17 protein-coding genes and 2 other annotated features are annotated in these 15,404 nt (G+C 39.7%); of the genes, 15 read left to right on the forward strand and 2 right to left on the reverse strand.

Features of this window, described 5'->3' with window-relative positions; translation table 11 throughout:
* Positions 1-178 precede the first annotated feature (178 nt).
* The 8 genes from speD to thrS all read left to right on the forward strand — a co-directional run bounded on the left by speD (position 179) and on the right by thrS (position 8,797).
* Positions 179-571: an adenosylmethionine decarboxylase gene (speD, locus tag BK583_RS06745; protein WP_035393973.1), complete on the forward strand. Its 393-nt coding sequence runs from the start codon at positions 179-181 to the stop codon at positions 569-571.
* Positions 572-716: 145 nt separating this feature from the next.
* Positions 717-1,118, forward strand: a complete 402-nt coding sequence (locus BK583_RS06750) for a hypothetical protein (RefSeq protein ID WP_051667754.1) — start codon at positions 717-719, stop codon at positions 1,116-1,118.
* A 75-nt stretch (positions 1,119-1,193) separates the two neighbouring features.
* Positions 1,194-1,649 carry a transcriptional regulator NrdR gene (gene nrdR / locus BK583_RS06755; RefSeq protein WP_038481841.1) on the forward strand — a complete coding sequence of 152 codons (456 nt, stop codon included), beginning with the start codon at positions 1,194-1,196 and terminating at the stop codon, positions 1,647-1,649.
* Between the two features lie 54 nt (positions 1,650-1,703).
* Positions 1,704-3,119 (forward strand): replication initiation and membrane attachment family protein, encoded by a 1,416-nt coding sequence (locus BK583_RS06760; protein ID WP_055736236.1) that lies wholly within the window; start codon positions 1,704-1,706, stop codon positions 3,117-3,119.
* A complete protein-coding gene (gene dnaI, locus BK583_RS06765) occupies positions 3,120-4,046 on the forward strand; it encodes a primosomal protein DnaI (RefSeq protein WP_055736237.1) in 927 nt (308 codons plus the stop codon).
* A gap of 381 nt (positions 4,047-4,427) precedes the next feature.
* On the forward strand, positions 4,428-5,540 hold the full coding sequence (gene mqnC / locus BK583_RS06770; protein ID WP_038481833.1) for a cyclic dehypoxanthinyl futalosine synthase: 1,113 nt from the start codon (positions 4,428-4,430) through the stop codon (positions 5,538-5,540).
* Positions 5,541-5,694: 154 nt separating this feature from the next.
* Complete coding sequence (ytxC, locus tag BK583_RS06775) at positions 5,695-6,555, forward strand: sporulation protein YtxC (RefSeq protein ID WP_055736238.1); 861 nt, start codon at positions 5,695-5,697, stop codon at positions 6,553-6,555.
* Positions 6,556-6,614: 59 nt separating this feature from the next.
* Positions 6,615-6,819: a binding site (T-box leader), on the forward strand.
* A gap of 49 nt (positions 6,820-6,868) precedes the next feature.
* Entirely contained in the window at positions 6,869-8,797 is a 1,929-nt protein-coding gene (thrS, locus tag BK583_RS06780; RefSeq protein ID WP_055736239.1) for a threonine--tRNA ligase, read from the forward strand.
* Between the two features lie 83 nt (positions 8,798-8,880).
* Here the strand turns inward: thrS and BK583_RS06785 are convergent, their stop codons facing one another.
* Together BK583_RS06785 and BK583_RS06790 are read right to left on the reverse strand one after the other, a co-directional pair.
* Complete coding sequence (locus BK583_RS06785; RefSeq protein ID WP_055736240.1) at positions 8,881-9,198, reverse strand: cupin domain-containing protein; 318 nt, start codon at positions 9,196-9,198, stop codon at positions 8,881-8,883.
* Complete coding sequence (locus BK583_RS06790) at positions 9,195-9,731, reverse strand: GrpB family protein (RefSeq protein ID WP_055736241.1); 537 nt, start codon at positions 9,729-9,731, stop codon at positions 9,195-9,197. Before BK583_RS06790 ends, BK583_RS06785 begins: the two co-directional genes overlap by 4 nt.
* 119 nt (positions 9,732-9,850) lie before the next feature.
* Here BK583_RS06790 and BK583_RS06795 point away from each other — a divergent pair, with 119 nt between their 5' ends.
* The 7 genes from BK583_RS06795 to rpmI all read left to right on the forward strand — a co-directional run bounded on the left by BK583_RS06795 (position 9,851) and on the right by rpmI (position 15,376).
* Entirely contained in the window at positions 9,851-10,234 is a 384-nt protein-coding gene (locus tag BK583_RS06795) for an OsmC family protein (protein ID WP_307188677.1), read from the forward strand.
* Between the two features lie 192 nt (positions 10,235-10,426).
* Positions 10,427-11,149 carry a YIP1 family protein gene (locus tag BK583_RS06800; protein ID WP_038481818.1) on the forward strand — a complete coding sequence of 241 codons (723 nt, stop codon included), beginning with the start codon at positions 10,427-10,429 and terminating at the stop codon, positions 11,147-11,149.
* Between the two features lies 1 nt (position 11,150).
* The gene (locus BK583_RS06805; RefSeq protein ID WP_055736242.1) at positions 11,151-12,494 is read left to right on the forward strand and encodes an efflux RND transporter periplasmic adaptor subunit; all 1,344 of its coding nucleotides are present in this window, start codon (positions 11,151-11,153) and stop codon (positions 12,492-12,494) included.
* On the forward strand, positions 12,491-13,162 hold the full coding sequence (locus BK583_RS06810; RefSeq protein WP_038481813.1) for an ABC transporter ATP-binding protein: 672 nt from the start codon (positions 12,491-12,493) through the stop codon (positions 13,160-13,162). Before BK583_RS06805 ends, BK583_RS06810 begins: the two co-directional genes overlap by 4 nt.
* Positions 13,163-13,186: 24 nt before the next feature.
* A complete protein-coding gene (locus tag BK583_RS06815; RefSeq protein WP_038481810.1) occupies positions 13,187-14,380 on the forward strand; it encodes an ABC transporter permease in 1,194 nt (397 codons plus the stop codon).
* A gap of 60 nt (positions 14,381-14,440) precedes the next feature.
* Positions 14,441-14,564 (forward strand) — a sequence feature (ribosomal protein L20 leader region).
* 66 nt (positions 14,565-14,630) lie between these two features.
* Positions 14,631-15,134, forward strand: coding sequence for a translation initiation factor IF-3 (infC, locus tag BK583_RS06820; RefSeq protein ID WP_038481806.1), 504 nt, complete (start codon positions 14,631-14,633; stop codon positions 15,132-15,134).
* A 38-nt stretch (positions 15,135-15,172) separates the two neighbouring features.
* Positions 15,173-15,376 carry a 50S ribosomal protein L35 gene (rpmI, locus tag BK583_RS06825; protein ID WP_035397685.1) on the forward strand — a complete coding sequence of 68 codons (204 nt, stop codon included), beginning with the start codon at positions 15,173-15,175 and terminating at the stop codon, positions 15,374-15,376.
* Positions 15,377-15,404 lie beyond the last annotated feature (28 nt).

Raw genomic sequence — 15,404 nt, forward strand, 5'->3', positions numbered from 1 at the left:
CAGTTGCAATAACGATTTAAAACAAGTATACTGAATCCCGTGAGTTCGTTTAACTACGGGATTCGTTTTTTCTTACAGCATGGGTTAGGACCTCTTTGGACTAACTTTCCCCCCTGTACGGATGCGATCCTACATGCAGATAGGTGCATGGCGAATAACGATTAAGGGGGATATCGATATGGATACAATGGGTCGTCATGTCATTTCCGAGCTTTGGGGTTGTGACACAGAGAAACTGAATAACATGGAGTTTATTGAAAAAGTATTTGTTAATGCAGCGTTAAAAGCAGGAGCCGAAGTAAGAGAGGTTGCTTTTCATAAATTTGCACCACAAGGTGTAAGTGGAGTTGTGATTATTTCTGAATCACATTTAACGATTCATAGCTTTCCAGAGCATGGATACGCAAGCATTGACGTTTATACGTGTGGTCCAATTATTGATCCTAACGTAGCTGCATCCTTTATTGCAGAAGAGTTAGGCGCGAAAACGAGTGAAGTAGTTGAAATTCCTCGAGGCATGGGACCGATAAAAATGGATAAGAAAATGGAAATGAGCGAAACAGCTCGTTAATGAATAAAAAGTATCGCATACAACATGATGCGGTACTTTTTTTGTGTGGCTGAAGTTTAAAGAAAGTACATGCATAAAACCCTTCTGTACCGCTTACAATCTTATGGTATGATAAGAAAAAAGGTGATAAAGGGAGTTGGATGCTTTGGGCGTTCGCGATACATTTAATCGAGTGTTTAGTACAAGAACTGAAACAGGGGAAGTGCATCCTAGTAAAGAACTGCAAACACGTTACTATAAAACGTCAAAAGACAAGGCTATGAAAGCAGTGGAAGATGTATTAAAAAAACGAGGATTTGCAATTAAGCGCAGTGAAGAAGAGCGTGGAGAGATTGTTGGACAGTCCACAAAAGGAAAAAAAGTACTCATCGTTGTATCGGTCATAACGGTAAAACCGTTCCGCACAGCAGTCGATTTTTCCTGTGCAACGGAAACGTCTTTGCCAAGTGATTTTGGAAGCAGCCGTAAATTGACTGTTTCTTTATATAAGGAACTAGACGATGCCCTTCCATACATAGGCTCAGCACTTGGGAGTGAATTATTATAATTGCTTGCCAGAACGTGTTTTTTTTACTATGATAGACTAAAATGAAGTGTATAGGTCACAAATGGAGATGATGAGATGCGCTGTCCCAAATGTCACCATAATGGTACACGGGTATTAGATTCTAGACCAAGCGATGAAAGTCGTTCAATTAAACGAAGACGCGAATGTGAACAGTGCATGCAGCGTTTCACAACCTTTGAAACGGTCGAAGAAACACCGTTACTGGTCATAAAGAAAGACGGAATGCGGGAAGAGTTCAGCAAAGAGAAGATGCTTAGAGGGCTCGTTCGTGCGTGCGAAAAACGTCCTGTCCCTATTGAAACCCTTGAAGACATTGTTCTGAACATCGAACGCCAATTGCGTGATGATGGGAAGAAAGAAGTTCAAAGTGAAGACGTAGGTGAACTCGTTATGGGGTATTTAGCAGAAGTCGATGACGTTGCCTATGTTCGATTTGCTTCTGTTTATAGGCAGTTTAAAGATATTAATGTTTTTATAAAAGAACTAACGGATTTAATGAACAAAGGATAAAAGGAGCTAAAGCGAAGCTGCGCTTGAGCTCTTTTTTACGCTAGGAGGAGAATGATGTCTACACACTGGAAAGAAGTGTTGCCAGTTGACTCATATAGAATTAGGCTAGCGGACTTTATTACCGAAATTGATACACACGTCCTCACATTGCTTTATCAACCGTTAATTGGAGCGGACGCTGTTGGGCTTTACAAAAGCCTTCTTGCTCAGCTACCAAAAGACGTTTTTGAGGGGGATGTTCATACTCACCAGCACTTACGTTTAATGGTTGGCTTAACAATGCCAGATTTGCTAGAAGCTCGAAAAAAGCTAGAAGCGATTGATTTAATGCGGACATATCAACATAAATCACAGGATAAGCGATCGTTTATCTATGAGATTCAGCCGCCAATGAAACCAGTTCAATTTTTTACTGATGATGTGCTTAGCGTTTTTTTGTTTAATAAATTAGGAAAAAAAGGCTACCTCGCTATTAAGGAACGATTTAGTTTAAAAGAAATTGATCAAGAAGCTTATGAAGAAGTTACGGTATCGTTTTCGGATGTCTTTGCATCGTTGCAACACTCAGAAATGCAGTCTGCTTTAATGGATCGCCAAGGTTCTACAATAGATGATCGCTCGAACGTTCTCGGAAAAGAAAAACAAGGACTATCGTTTCAGACCTTTGATAGTGAACTCATGATTCAATCATTATCAAGTTATGTGGTGCCTAAAGATGTGCTAACAGATGAGTTACTAGAATTAGTGAAAAAATTAGCCTTTGTTTATCAAGTTGAACCACTAACAATGGCAAATTTAATTGAGCGTGCCATCGTAAACGGTGAATTAGAGGATAAAAAACTGCGGAAAACAGTGCAAACGTGGTATAAGCTTGAAAGTAGTGCAGTGGCACCGGCCCTTGGATTAAAAACACAACCACAATCAAAACGGACGGTTCACAAGGAGCCGAAGTCAGAGGAAGAGCGGGTTATTCAATTTTATGAAGAAACAGCTCCGTTAACGTTACTGGAATTAAGGCAAGAAGGGGCAGTTGTATCGCCTCCTGACATAAAAATTATTGAAGAGTTAATGGTGGATTATTTATTAAACCCTGGAGTCATTAATGTACTGATAGATTACAATTTATTTCAGAATGATATGAAGCTATCAAAACTATTTATGCAGAAAATGGCTGGTCATTGGAAGCGAAAAAAGATTGGAACGGTTCCAGAAGCTATTCAGCTCGTAAAAACGGATAAGCAAAAGAAAAAAGAAGGACAGGCAAACCGTTCTTCTGGTAAACGGAATAAGCGACAGGATGCGCTGCCGAAATGGCTAGTTCAAGAGAAAGATGAAGAGAAGAATCAACAGCAATCATCTCAACAACCAGCTGTGAAAACAAGCGAATCGAAAGGAAATACGGATACTCAAGAACTCGCTCAATTGATGGCGGAACGAAACCGTCGTCGTGCGCAGAAGGGAGATCATTAAATGGATTCCATTCAAAAATCGTTTGCTGCCATGGATAAAGGTGGACGACTTCAAAAACAAATTGCAGAACAAAAAAAACGAGTCGTCCTGTCGAAACCAGTTCAATCATTTTTACGGGAAGCAAATGAAGTAACCGAAGATATGATTGATCGTGGCCTAAGCAAGCTTTATGAGTTCAAAAAGGAACGAGAGCATTGTGAGACTTGTCCTGGACTAGAAAATTGTCCGAATATGATGCAAGGGTATCGTCCAAGTGTTTATGTGGAAAGAGGCAGTTTGGAGCTAACGTATTCTAAATGCCCACTTAAAGTAGACGATGAAGAAAAGAAGCTTCAGCAAGGCATGATTCAATCTTTTTATATTCCAAAAGATGTGTTAGAAGCTACTTTTGACCTTATTGAGCAAGATTCCGATCGAACAAAAGCGATAACGGAAGCGATTAAATTTGCTTCAACTGCACAGCCAGGAGAGAATGGCCACGGTTTGTATTTATATGGGAAGTTTGGTGTTGGAAAATCCTACTTATTAGGTGCAATTGCCAACGATTTAAAAGAAAGTCGTATTCAAAGTGCCTTAATTTATACACCCGATTTCTTTCGTGAGATGAAGGCAGCCATTGGAGACGGTACCTTTCAAGAGAAATTAGAGGTAGTTCGTCGAGTGCCGGTTTTAATGTTAGATGACATTGGAGCAGAAACAACAACAGCGTGGACGAGAGACGAAATTCTTGGTCCTATTATGCAGTACCGTATGTCAGAGCGATTGCCTACTGTTTTTACATCAAACTATGATTATGATGAATTGGAGGTTCAGCTCGCTTATTCGGATAAAGGTGGAACTGAGGAATTAAAAGCAAAGCGGATCATGGAACGAATTAAGCACTTTACAACTCTTGTTGAAGTGAAAGGGAAAAATCGACGAAGTTAGAGGCTGGGACAAAAGTAGATAGACAGACCAAAATGACGAACATTCCTGAAAATAGGAACGTTCGTCGTTTGTTTTATATGAAAATGAGCGGAAGGAGTATCCAAGACTCCTGGGGGATCAGCACGTGCCTGAAGACTCTGGAGTGGCGGTTTTCCACGGAGGAGGCTGAGGCCGTGTCCCCGGAAAGCGAAGGATTCTCCTGTAGCGGTGCTACTCAGCATATTTTAGACTATTCGTCTTTTCAAATACTACTTTTCGTTATGTCCCAGCCTCTTCTTTTTATATAAAGTGTTAGAGCCGATTGAATTGGAAGTTTAAGAATAACTATGATACGATTAAGAAGACTACTAGACTATTTATTTGTGCTTGGGGGTACAAGAGATGAGCGTAGATGCGATTCTAGAAAGAGCCGTTAACGGCGAACGTATTTCCATGGAAGATGCTGTGGAACTTTATAAATGTGATGACTTAGATAAATTAGGACGAGCGGCAGACGCAATAATGAAGCAATGGCACCCTGAGCCAGTGACAACTTTTGTAATTGGTCGTAATGTCAATTATACAAACTTCTGTGATACATATTGTTCGTTTTGCGCATTTTATCGTCCGCCAAATCATAAAGACGGCTATGTTCTTGATGATGAAGTGATTTTTCAAAAAATAAAAGAGACAGAAGATGTTGGTGGGACAGAAATTTTAATGCAAGGTGGAACAAACCCGAATTTAAAACTTGATTATTATACAGATCTCTTAAAAGGAATTAAAAAGAGGTTTCCTAACATTTGGATGCACTCGTTTTCACCAGCTGAAATTTGGAAGATAGCGGAAGTAATGGATATGACTGTTGAAGACGTATTGCGTGAACTTCATGAGGCTGGACTGGATTCAATGCCAGGTGGTGGCGCAGAGATTCTAACAGAAGAAACAAGAATGCGTGTTAGCCGCTTAAAAGTAACAGCTGATCAATGGTTAGAAGCCATGAAGGCATCTAAAAAAGTTGGGATGTTCGGATCAGCAACAATGGTTATTGGGTTCGGCGAATCGTTCGAGGAGCGAGCGCTTCACTTACAACGCGTTCGAGATGCTCAAGATGAAACAGGTTGCTTTACTGCGTTTATTTCATGGCTGTTGCAGCCTGAAAATACAGGCTTGAGACGTTTAGAAAAATTAACCCCTGAAGACTATTTAAAAAATGTGGCGATCTCTCGTATTTTCCTTGATAACATTGCCAATTTCCAGTCTTCCTGGGTAACAATGGGCCCTGAAGTTGGGAAGAAATCATTGCATTTCGGCTGTAATGACTTTGGCAGTACGATGATGGAGGAAAATGTTGTATCAGCTGCGAACACAACACATAAGGTCAATTCTAACTTAACCTTAAAACTTATTCGCGAAGCTGGTAAGATTCCGGCTCAGCGAAATACAAAGTATGACATCCTTCACCGTTTTGAAGGCGATGAAACGGTTGATAAAGATTTCGTGATGCAAAATTAAATAAAGTAAATGCCCTAGAGTGCTTGGCGCTTAAGGGCATTTATTTTTTATAACAGCCTCTTCATTCGGAAGGCATGTTTCTTCTCTTTTATACATACGTTAAAAGTAAAGTGTGCAAAAGGAAGAGTATGCGGAATGTTAGGGGGACTTGAGTTTGCTTGCGATTTATTTTGAGGATCAAGACAATTGCACTAGACTAGCTAAAAAAATAGCGATAGCCATTAAACAATTTCATAAACTCGGCATAAACGCCACAATGGAACAAAGGGAAGGGAATGAACTACGATTCCTTCTTACCGATGAAACAGATCAATCAGATGACCCTTACTATAGTTTTTTAGCCGCGCTATTAACGGAAGACCTTATAAAAACGAAGGAACATCTACTGTTAAAACAGTATGCGTATACAGATTTTCATTTAGTAGAAGAGGAACAAAGGCAAGTGGTTTCCATTGCGCAGGCAATATTCAACGAAGATCGAGAAGATGGTGTGAGTAAAAGATTGGCAAGCAGTCGATGCACAGCGCTCTATCAAGCTTTTTTTCACCAAATGAAGGCACAAAAAAACCTATTCTATGAACCTTTTTTAACGTTTAGAATGAAAGCGTACACGGAAATTGTGTTGGATTGTTTGGAATTAGCAGTAGACGAATATTGGTTAGAACAAGAACATCAAACAACCCTTGATGTCATTCGTCAGACTGTTGAACAGCAAAAAACAAAACGACGTCTAATTTATCTCGTGCACGATGAAACGTTCCGGTTTTATGATGATGCGTTTCGAGAACTAACAAAGGATGAATGTCACTTCTATATGTCTGAAAAAACAGCCGATCATACGGTTGTAGGGAAAATGGAGTACCTCATTCTTACCCTCATTGAAATGTCCCCAGAATACATCTACTTATTTACAAAACAGCCGGACCATCATACTATTTTACTGATTCAATCGATTTACCAAGAGCGCTTAAAAGTGTATCCTTTTGAACGCTATGCGACAACATCAGGTAAGTAAAAGAGGAAAATAGACTTGCATTCTGCACATGTGTCTATGTATAATATGAAGATGGAAAGCAAAAAGTGATGAGAAGGACAAGATGTTTCAAATTATGACTTATTAGAGAATGGAGTCTAGGCTGAAAGCTCCTAAGTTTGATTGAATCATTACCACCTTTGAACTGTTTCGGTGAAAACAAGTAATCGAAGCCGGCCCGCAACCGTTATCTGTATGTAGAGTATTGTAATAGGGTGGAACCACGAAACCACACTCGTCCCTTTTTTAGAGGAACGAGTGTTTTTTTTATTTTAAAAAAAGCGAAGAAGAAAGGATGAATACAATGGAGTTTGTATTTCCAGATGGAGCTAAAAAGGAATTTCCAAGTGGTACATCAACAGAAGCAATTGCAGCTTCTATTAGCCCAGGACTTAAGAAAAAAGCGTTAGCAGGAAAATTGAATGGCGAGTTCGTTGACTTGAAAACGCCATTACCACACGATGGTAACATTGAAATCGTTACGGCCCCTTCAGATGAAGCACTGGAAATTATGCGCCATAGTACAGCCCACTTACTAGCCCAAGCAGTAAAGCGTTTGTTCCCGAACGTGCAACTCGGTGTTGGACCAGTTATTGAAGGCGGCTTCTACTATGACATCGATGCAGATGAGTCTATAACTGCCGAAGACTTACCAAAAATTGAAAAAGAAATGAAAAAGATTGTTGGTGAGAATTTAGAAATCATTCGCGAAGTAGTTAGTCGAGAAGAGGCGATTGCTCGCTTTAAAGAAATAAATGATCCGTATAAGCTTGAATTAATTGAAGCCATTCCAGAAGGTGAGAAGGTTACGATTTATAAGCAAGGTGAGTTTTTTGATTTATGCCGAGGCATTCATGTGCCTTCAACAAACAAAATAAAAGAATTTAAACTGTTGTCAACAGCAGGTGCTTATTGGCGTGGGGACTCTAAAAATAAGATGCTACAGCGAATTTATGGAACGGCCTTCTTTACGAAAGAAGACTTAAAAGCTCACTTACAAATGCTTGAAGAAGCAAAAGAGCGTGATCATCGTAAATTAGGAAAAGAACTCGGTATTTTCGCGTTATCTCAAAAAGTAGGACAAGGATTGCCACTATGGCTTCCTAAAGGCGCGACAATTCGCCGTATTATTGAACGCTATATTGTCGATAAAGAAGAGCGTCTTGGTTACCAACATGTATATACACCAATATTGGGTTCATCTGAATTATACAAAACATCTGGACATTGGGAGCATTACAGCGATGATATGTTTCCACCAATGGAAATGGATAACGAAACCCTCGTGCTCCGTCCAATGAACTGTCCACATCATATGATGGTTTATAAACAAGATATGAGAAGTTACCGACAGCTTCCATTACGCATCGCGGAGCTCGGAATGATGCATCGCTATGAAATGTCAGGAGCAGTTTCAGGATTACAGCGTGTAAGAGGGATGACGCTAAATGATGCACATATTTTCTGTCGTCCTGATCAAATTAAAGATGAATTTATTCGTGTTGTTCGTCTTGTTCAAGAAGTGTATAAAGATTTTGGTTTAGAAAATTATTCCTTCCGTTTATCTTATCGTGATCCTGAAGATAAAGAGAAGTATTTTGATGATGATGAGATGTGGACTAAAGCCCAATCCATGTTAAAAGAAGCAATGGATGCTCTTGGTGCTACTTATTATGAAGCAATTGGTGAAGCAGCCTTTTATGGTCCGAAGTTAGATGTTCAAGTGAAAACGGCACTTGGTAAAGAAGAAACGTTATCAACCGTACAACTTGATTTCTTGCTCCCTGAGCGTTTTGATTTAACGTATGTAGGAGAAGATGGAAAGCAACATCGACCTGTTGTCGTTCACCGTGGGGTTGTTTCCACAATGGAACGGTTTGTTGCCTTTTTATTAGAGGAATACAAAGGGGCTTTGCCAACATGGTTAGCACCTGTTCAAGTTCAACTCATTCCAGTTTCAAATGAAGTACATTTAAACTACACAAAACAAGTACAAGATGCGTTGCAAGCCGTTGGTGTTCGCGTAGAAATTGATGACCGAGACGAAAAGCTCGGCTATAAGATTCGTGAGTCACAAATGCAAAAAATTCCTTATATGCTTGTTTTAGGTGATAAAGAAGTAGAAGCAGGTACTGTTAACATTCGTAAGTATGGTGAAAATCAATCAGAATCACAGTTGTTGCAACAGTTTGTCGATACGATTAAAGCAGAAGCACGTAAGTAAAACGAAAGGCTGGCATGGAGATCTCTCGATGCTAGCCTTTTTTATGATTTAGCAAATGAAAACGAATGGTCTCACCTTTACAACTAATGAAAAGAATTGGTTTCTATAACAATAAGTTGTGCGTCTTCTAGTGCAATCGTTTCATGAAGTTCACCTTGTTCCCATTGAACACAGTGATAAGGCTTGACTAATTCAATACTTGATTCATTCCGTACTTCTAACAAGCCACTTACACAGTATAGTCGTTGGGGTGTTGTCGCTCGATGCAAGCCGATTTTATTGCCTTTTTGCAGGGTCATTAGTTGAATATGTGCAGCGTCTCTTGTAAGTGCAAGGGGGAAGGAATGCACATTTGAATGGTAATGGGTAATGTGTTTTCCAGTAAGTTTAAAAATGTTCATTTGTGATCACCAGCTTTTTGTAAGATCTCCTGAACAAATGCTTTTTTTCCATCTGTATATGCTTTTGGATCTGTGGGGAATTGTTTTGCTAACGAGCGTTTAAGTTGTTCGTACAGACGTGCGCTTTCCTGATGGTTTGTCAAATAATCGCGAAATAAGAGAAGTGTGCTGCGTGTAGTTGAATCTCTTTCAACAATGTGTAGAACAACCGATTTGTTCGTATACGTTTGATCGGTGAACTTAGCTAAAACAAAGCGGTCGTCAAGCTGAACATTTTTTAAACGGTGATACTGGTCGTGTTGAAGTGTTTCAAATGGAAATTGATGAAAGAGGGATAGGTTGTCGATACCAATACAAATATCAAGGATAGGCTTTGCTTTTAAACCAGGAATGGCTGTAGAACCAATGTGTTCAATCGACGGAGTAAACGCTTGAAGAATCGTCCTTAATCGATGCTTCTCCTTTTGAAAACCTTCTGTCCAAAGATCATTGTGTAGGGAAAGGGAAACGCGGTTTTGTTCCAGACCAAACATATCATCACTCCATATAAACAGTATAGGTACGATGATACGTCTATTTCTCAGCAATGAATAGACTGTTTTTTCTTTTAAAAGTAACGTATACTAGAAGGAGAGAATAGGAGTGATTTAGATTGCTTAACTATAAAATGAAAGATATCGGGTACACAATCGATTTACCATATGGAAAACTCGATATAAGTGGAGATGAATCCGCTGGATTTAGACCATTCCAACTACTTGTCTCGTCTATTGCCGTGTGTAGTGGAGGCGTGTTTAGAAACATTTTGGATAAGAAACGTATTTCATACAAATCGATTAATATAGAAGCTGACGTTGTTCGAAATGAAGCCAACGTAAATGAAGTGACGGCAGTATATCTAACCTTCGTCATTGAGGGTGCTCAAGCGAATGTTGAGAAATTGGAAAAAGCGTTGCAATTAGCTACGAAAAATTGCCCAATTGTCCAGTCGGTGAACAAAAGTATAAACATTACAGAAACGATAAAAATGATATAGATAAATCAAACGCCGTCTCCTTTAGGAGACGGCGTTTTTAACAATTCTATTCTTCATTAGGTTTAATCAATCACTATTCCCTAAAAAGGGCTCATTTAAACAAAAAAATTCTAAAGTTTTTCTAAAGTCGCCCCTTTTTTTATGAAATGCTTGTATAATTAAGGAAATAAAAAGAAAAAAGGGGATCGTATAATGGAGCAACGAAGTGAGCTACACCATACGGAGGAAGCTAATTATTATAAAAAACCAAATATTTTTTCATTTATCATAAGCCCTATAAAGCAATTCGATCGAATTCGCTATGAACCTAAAGCGCTAGGACCAATGTTTTTAATTTTAGCTATCGTGCTTATTGGCTTACTCATTCCTGTTTTAGCAGGACAAGGTGGTCTTGTTCCATCTCAAACTGGCGAGTTTTATGGTGAGGACATGTATATGGATGACTATTACTATGAGCCCGACCCACTTTCAAGTATGAATATAGATTCATTTGTGACGAACGCGATAGTATGGCTTTCTGTCTTAGGGGTTTTTGCTGCTGTGCCACCTCTTCTTTCGCTTCTTTTCTTTGCGTTTGCGAAGATGCACAATCGTGATACGACCTACGGGACTCTCTATTCGATGACGGTGTTCGCTACACTTGTCGTAGGTGTAGGCTTTTTGTACGTCATGATTATGAACACGATTGCAGGTACATATGGCTACATGTACACAGCACCAGCAGTGTTTGTTAATCAAGAGCACTTACTCTATCCCTTTTTAGCAAGTTTAGAAGTGTCGACGTTGCTCTTTATCCTATTAATTGTGATCGGTTTAATTCGAACTGCAGCATTTGAACGTTTTGTTGCCATTGCAATTGGTGTAGGGATGTTCGCTGTAGTGTTTATTTTTCAAGTAGTAGGAGGAATGATGTAACGTGAAAGCTTGGAAAAAAGGAATCATTGCTAGTTTAGTTCTGGCATCTGTTGCAACATTTACGGTTTATGGGATGACAAAAGGAAAAGACTTAGCGGTAAGTGGTTATGAGGAAACATTTGAATTAATTTCTCCTATGTATGAAGATTTAAGTACAGTTGTCATGGTGCCTGGGTCACTTGAGCTAGTGAATCGACAAATCGTACAACCTTCTGCTGAACAAGGTTCCTATCAAGTGCTTGTTGAGGTGGGAGATGAAGTAGAAGAAGGCACGCCAATCTTACAATATAGCACAACAGAAATTGATTTTGAAATCCAAGATCTTGAATTACAAATTGAACAAGCACAAACGACGGTCCGTAATTTAACTGCTTCAGAGGCAGAATTGACAAAAAGAAAAAATGGACCTGACGTTAAACCCACTTATCTTGAAGATGAAGAAACAGGAGATCGGACGGAAATAGAACCTCTTGTGACCATTGCGGAATTAGATGCTGAACTGGCAGAATTAGCAGATCAAAAGAAAGCAGAAAGCTATGCCATCTCACGTCTGCAAAATCAATTGGAAACCGCGAAAAAGCAAAAAGGAGAGCTGACGCTAACGAGTACAATTAATGGAAGAGTGCTGAGCGTCAACGATCAAGGTGGAAATACTGACGATTTAGGGAACTCGTTGCCTTTAATGGAAATCGCCGATACGACTCAATTTACAATTACAGGGAATGTTTCGGAACGACAATCGCTAGATGTGGAGCTTGGCCATGTGGCGTCTATTTATTCCGATACAATTGAAGAAGGATTTTGGTCTGGTGAAGTGATTGATGTATCTTATTTTCCAACAGAGGGTGACGATTGGTATGGAGATTCTTCTGGTTCGCAATACCCTGTTACCATTAAAATAACCGAGGGAGAAACGGAAAATTTACGTCCTGGTTATCAAGTGATGGCGGAAATTGTGACAAGTGAAGAGATGGGTCTGACGCTGGACATGGAGTTGGTTCAATATGATGAGATGGGTAGCTTTGTTTTTGTTTATGAAGATGGGGTTGCCGTTCGTCGTGAAATAGAAATTGATTACGCGAATGATTACTCAGTAAAAATTCTAGATGGTCTAACAGAGGAAGATCTTGTAATTGCAGACTATATGCAAATGGTTACAGAGGGAATGTCGATTACGGTAAGCGAATTTAATGAAGAAGGGTTTTATGAAGAAGGATTTATTGAAGGTGAATTTGAAGAAGGCGAATTCGATGAAGGTGAATTTGACGAAAATGAATTCGATGACGTGGAACAAGAAGATGAGACTGAAGAATTAGAGGAGCAAGAAGGAGATGATGAGTTGTGATTACGTTAAATCAAGTGACGAAATCATTTCGCTTAGGACCTTCTTGGTCGCAAGTGCTCTCTCCAATAGACTTACAGATTGAGAAAGGGAGTTTTATGTCGATTATGGGCCCTTCGGGTTCCGGTAAATCAACGCTTATGAACATCTTGGGCTGTCTTGATAAGCCAACAACAGGTCAGTATGTACTCGATGGCGAAAAAATTGATCGGCAGACACCGCGACAGCTTGCGCAAATTCGAAATAAAAAAATTGGCTTTGTGTTTCAACAGTTCCACTTACTTCCACGACAATCTGCTTGGAGAAATGTTGAGCTACCATTAATCTATAGTGGAATGAAGAAAAAAGAACGTAAGGAAAGAGCATTTGCGGCCCTTGCCAAAGTTGGCTTAGCAGATCGTGTCCATTACAAGCCAACCTCTCTTTCAGGTGGACAAAAACAGCGTGTCGCTATTGCCCGGGCAATAGTCAATTCACCATCCTTAATTCTTGCTGACGAGCCTACAGGAGCACTTGATACAAAAACTAGTGAAGCCATTATTCGCTTACTACGAGAGCTCAATCAAGCAGGTACGACGGTTGTTATTATTACCCACGAAAACGAAGTAGCAGCTCAGACGGATCGAGTTGTATATGTACGTGACGGTAAAATTAACGATGCCGCATCGTAACGTGTTAGGGAGAGGACTGAAAACGTGAACATTATTGAGAATATAAAAATGGCCTTTAGTTCAATTGTTGCCCAAAAGATGCGCGCTATTTTAACGACATTAGGAATCATTATCGGTGTTGCTGCTGTTATTATCGTTGTTGCTATCGGACAAGGAGCTGAACAAAAGCTGAAAGAGCAAATGATTGGTGTGGAAAACATTCGCACCGTCTATTTTGAACCATCAGAGGAAGATCAAGCACAGAACCCAAATATATGGTTTGGACAGCAATATACCGAACAAGACCTAGAAGATATTCAAGCATTACCAGATGTGCAGTCAGTAGTTGCTACAGCCTCTGACTACCGGACGTTAAGTGTTGGAGAAATGGAAAGCGAAGCCGATATTATTGGCACGAATATGCATTACTTTGATCTTTACCAATATAATGCGATGGATGGTGAGTTGTTAACGCCTATTGATTTTTTAGCAGGTACGAGAAAAGTAGTCATAAGCACATCATTAGCAGAGATGTTGTTCCCATATGAATCTCCTGTAGGTCAAACGATGAAAATTGGCGCTTATCCAATGGAGATTATCGGGGTACTAGCTCCTTCAGAGAGTATCCTTAGTTATGAATATGAACAAGTGATTATGCCATATGAAACGTGGAAACAAATTTTCTTCAGAGAAGGATACTCAGGTTTGAGTATTTCTGCAGAGTCTGTTGAACAAGCGGAATGGGCCGTTGCCGATGTGATGTATACGTTAAATACGAACCACGATACAATTGATGCGTATCAAAGCCATGATGCCAGCCAATTTTTAGAAGCGGATGCAGGGATAACGCAAATTTTGACGGTCATCATTGGGGGTATTGCGGGTATTTCTTTACTCGTTGGAGGGATTGGCGTAATGAATATTATGCTTGTCTCCGTTACAGAACGAACTAGAGAAATTGGCATTCGTAAATCAATGGGTGCGACAACTGGACAAATTATGCTACAATTTCTCGTTGAATCGGTCGTCCTCACATTTTTAGGTGGACTAATTGGGATCTTAATTGGAAGCCTACTTGTTGTGTTAATCGGAAATGGGTTTGATTTAGACGTTGCACTTTCCATTCCTGTTATTACCATTGCCACAACGTTCTCTATTGTTGTTGGAGTCGTTTTTGGTTTACTACCGGCTAATAAAGCTGCTAAGTTGGATCCTGTTGATGCGTTGCGCTATGAATAAAGCAATCATACGTTGACAAGGGTAATAAATAATGGTATATTAGCACTTGTGTTAGTCAAATAAAGCAAGAAGAAGCACCCGCTTCTCACCTGTTGACAACGGTTGTCAGGTTAGAAATCGTCAGTTTTTATTTAATGAGCTGATTAAATGTGGGTGCCGTGTGTACCTGCATTTTTTTGCGTATCGACGTTTTATATTGCTTTAGCTGCATCACAAAAACCACTGGAGGTGGCTCATTATTAGCAAGGACATGTTGGTCAATGAAGGGATTCGAGCTCGAGAAGTACGTTTAATTGGCGCTAATGGCGATCAAATTGGCGTGAAATCAAAGCATGAAGCACTGGAAATGGCACAGAGAGTAAATCTTGACCTTGTCTGCGTGGCACCAAATGCGAAACCGCCTGTCTGCCGTATCATGGATTACGGAAAATATCGCTATGAGCAGCAGAAAAAAGATAAGGAAGCACGTAAAAAGCAGAAAGTAATTACTGTTAAAGAAGTTCGTCTTAGTCCAACGATTGAAGACAATGATTTTAATACGAAATTACGAAATGCACGTAAATTCCTTGAAAAAGGCGATAAGGTAAAAGCTTCTATTCGTTTTCGCGGTCGTGCGATTACACACTCTCAAATCGGGCGTGATGTACTAGAGCGACTTGCAAAAGAATGTGAAGATATTGCCACTATTGAATCGCGTCCGAAGATGGAAGGACGTAGCATGTTTCTCATTATGGCTCCAAAAGCGGAGAAATAATTTTAGTTTTTAGGATTAGTTAAAAGGAGGACGTTATTATGCCTAAGATGAAAACTCACCGTGGCGCTGCAAAGCGTTTCAAGAAAACTGGGACTGGCAAGCTAAAGCGTTCACACGCGTATACTAGCCACATGTTCCGTAACAAATCTCAGAAACAAAAGCGTAAATTACGTAAGTCTGCAATTGTTCATTCTGGAGACTTCAAACGTATTCGTCAAATGCTAACATACAAGAAAAAATAAACTGTTCGTTCAGATAGAAGGAGGGATT

Source organism: Shouchella oshimensis (assembly GCF_002019765.1).
GTDB lineage: Bacteria > Bacillota > Bacilli > Bacillales > Bacillaceae_D > Shouchella > Shouchella oshimensis.

Coding starts and splice junctions, on each gene's coding strand:
- speD (WP_035393973.1), top strand. CDS start 179: ATGGATACAATGGGTCGTCATGTCATTTCCGAGCTTTGGGGTTGTGAC.
- nrdR (WP_038481841.1), top strand. CDS start 1,194: ATGCGCTGTCCCAAATGTCACCATAATGGTACACGGGTATTAGATTCT.
- BK583_RS06760 (WP_055736236.1), top strand. CDS start 1,704: ATGTCTACACACTGGAAAGAAGTGTTGCCAGTTGACTCATATAGAATT.
- dnaI (WP_055736237.1), top strand. CDS start 3,120: ATGGATTCCATTCAAAAATCGTTTGCTGCCATGGATAAAGGTGGACGA.
- mqnC (WP_038481833.1), top strand. CDS start 4,428: ATGAGCGTAGATGCGATTCTAGAAAGAGCCGTTAACGGCGAACGTATT.
- thrS (WP_055736239.1), top strand. CDS start 6,869: ATGAATACAATGGAGTTTGTATTTCCAGATGGAGCTAAAAAGGAATTT.
- BK583_RS06785 (WP_055736240.1), bottom strand. CDS start 9,198: ATGAACATTTTTAAACTTACTGGAAAACACATTACCCATTACCATTCA.
- BK583_RS06790 (WP_055736241.1), bottom strand. CDS start 9,731: ATGTTTGGTCTGGAACAAAACCGCGTTTCCCTTTCCCTACACAATGAT.
- BK583_RS06800 (WP_038481818.1), top strand. CDS start 10,427: ATGGAGCAACGAAGTGAGCTACACCATACGGAGGAAGCTAATTATTAT.
- infC (WP_038481806.1), top strand. CDS start 14,631: ATGTTGGTCAATGAAGGGATTCGAGCTCGAGAAGTACGTTTAATTGGC.
- rpmI (WP_035397685.1), top strand. CDS start 15,173: ATGCCTAAGATGAAAACTCACCGTGGCGCTGCAAAGCGTTTCAAGAAA.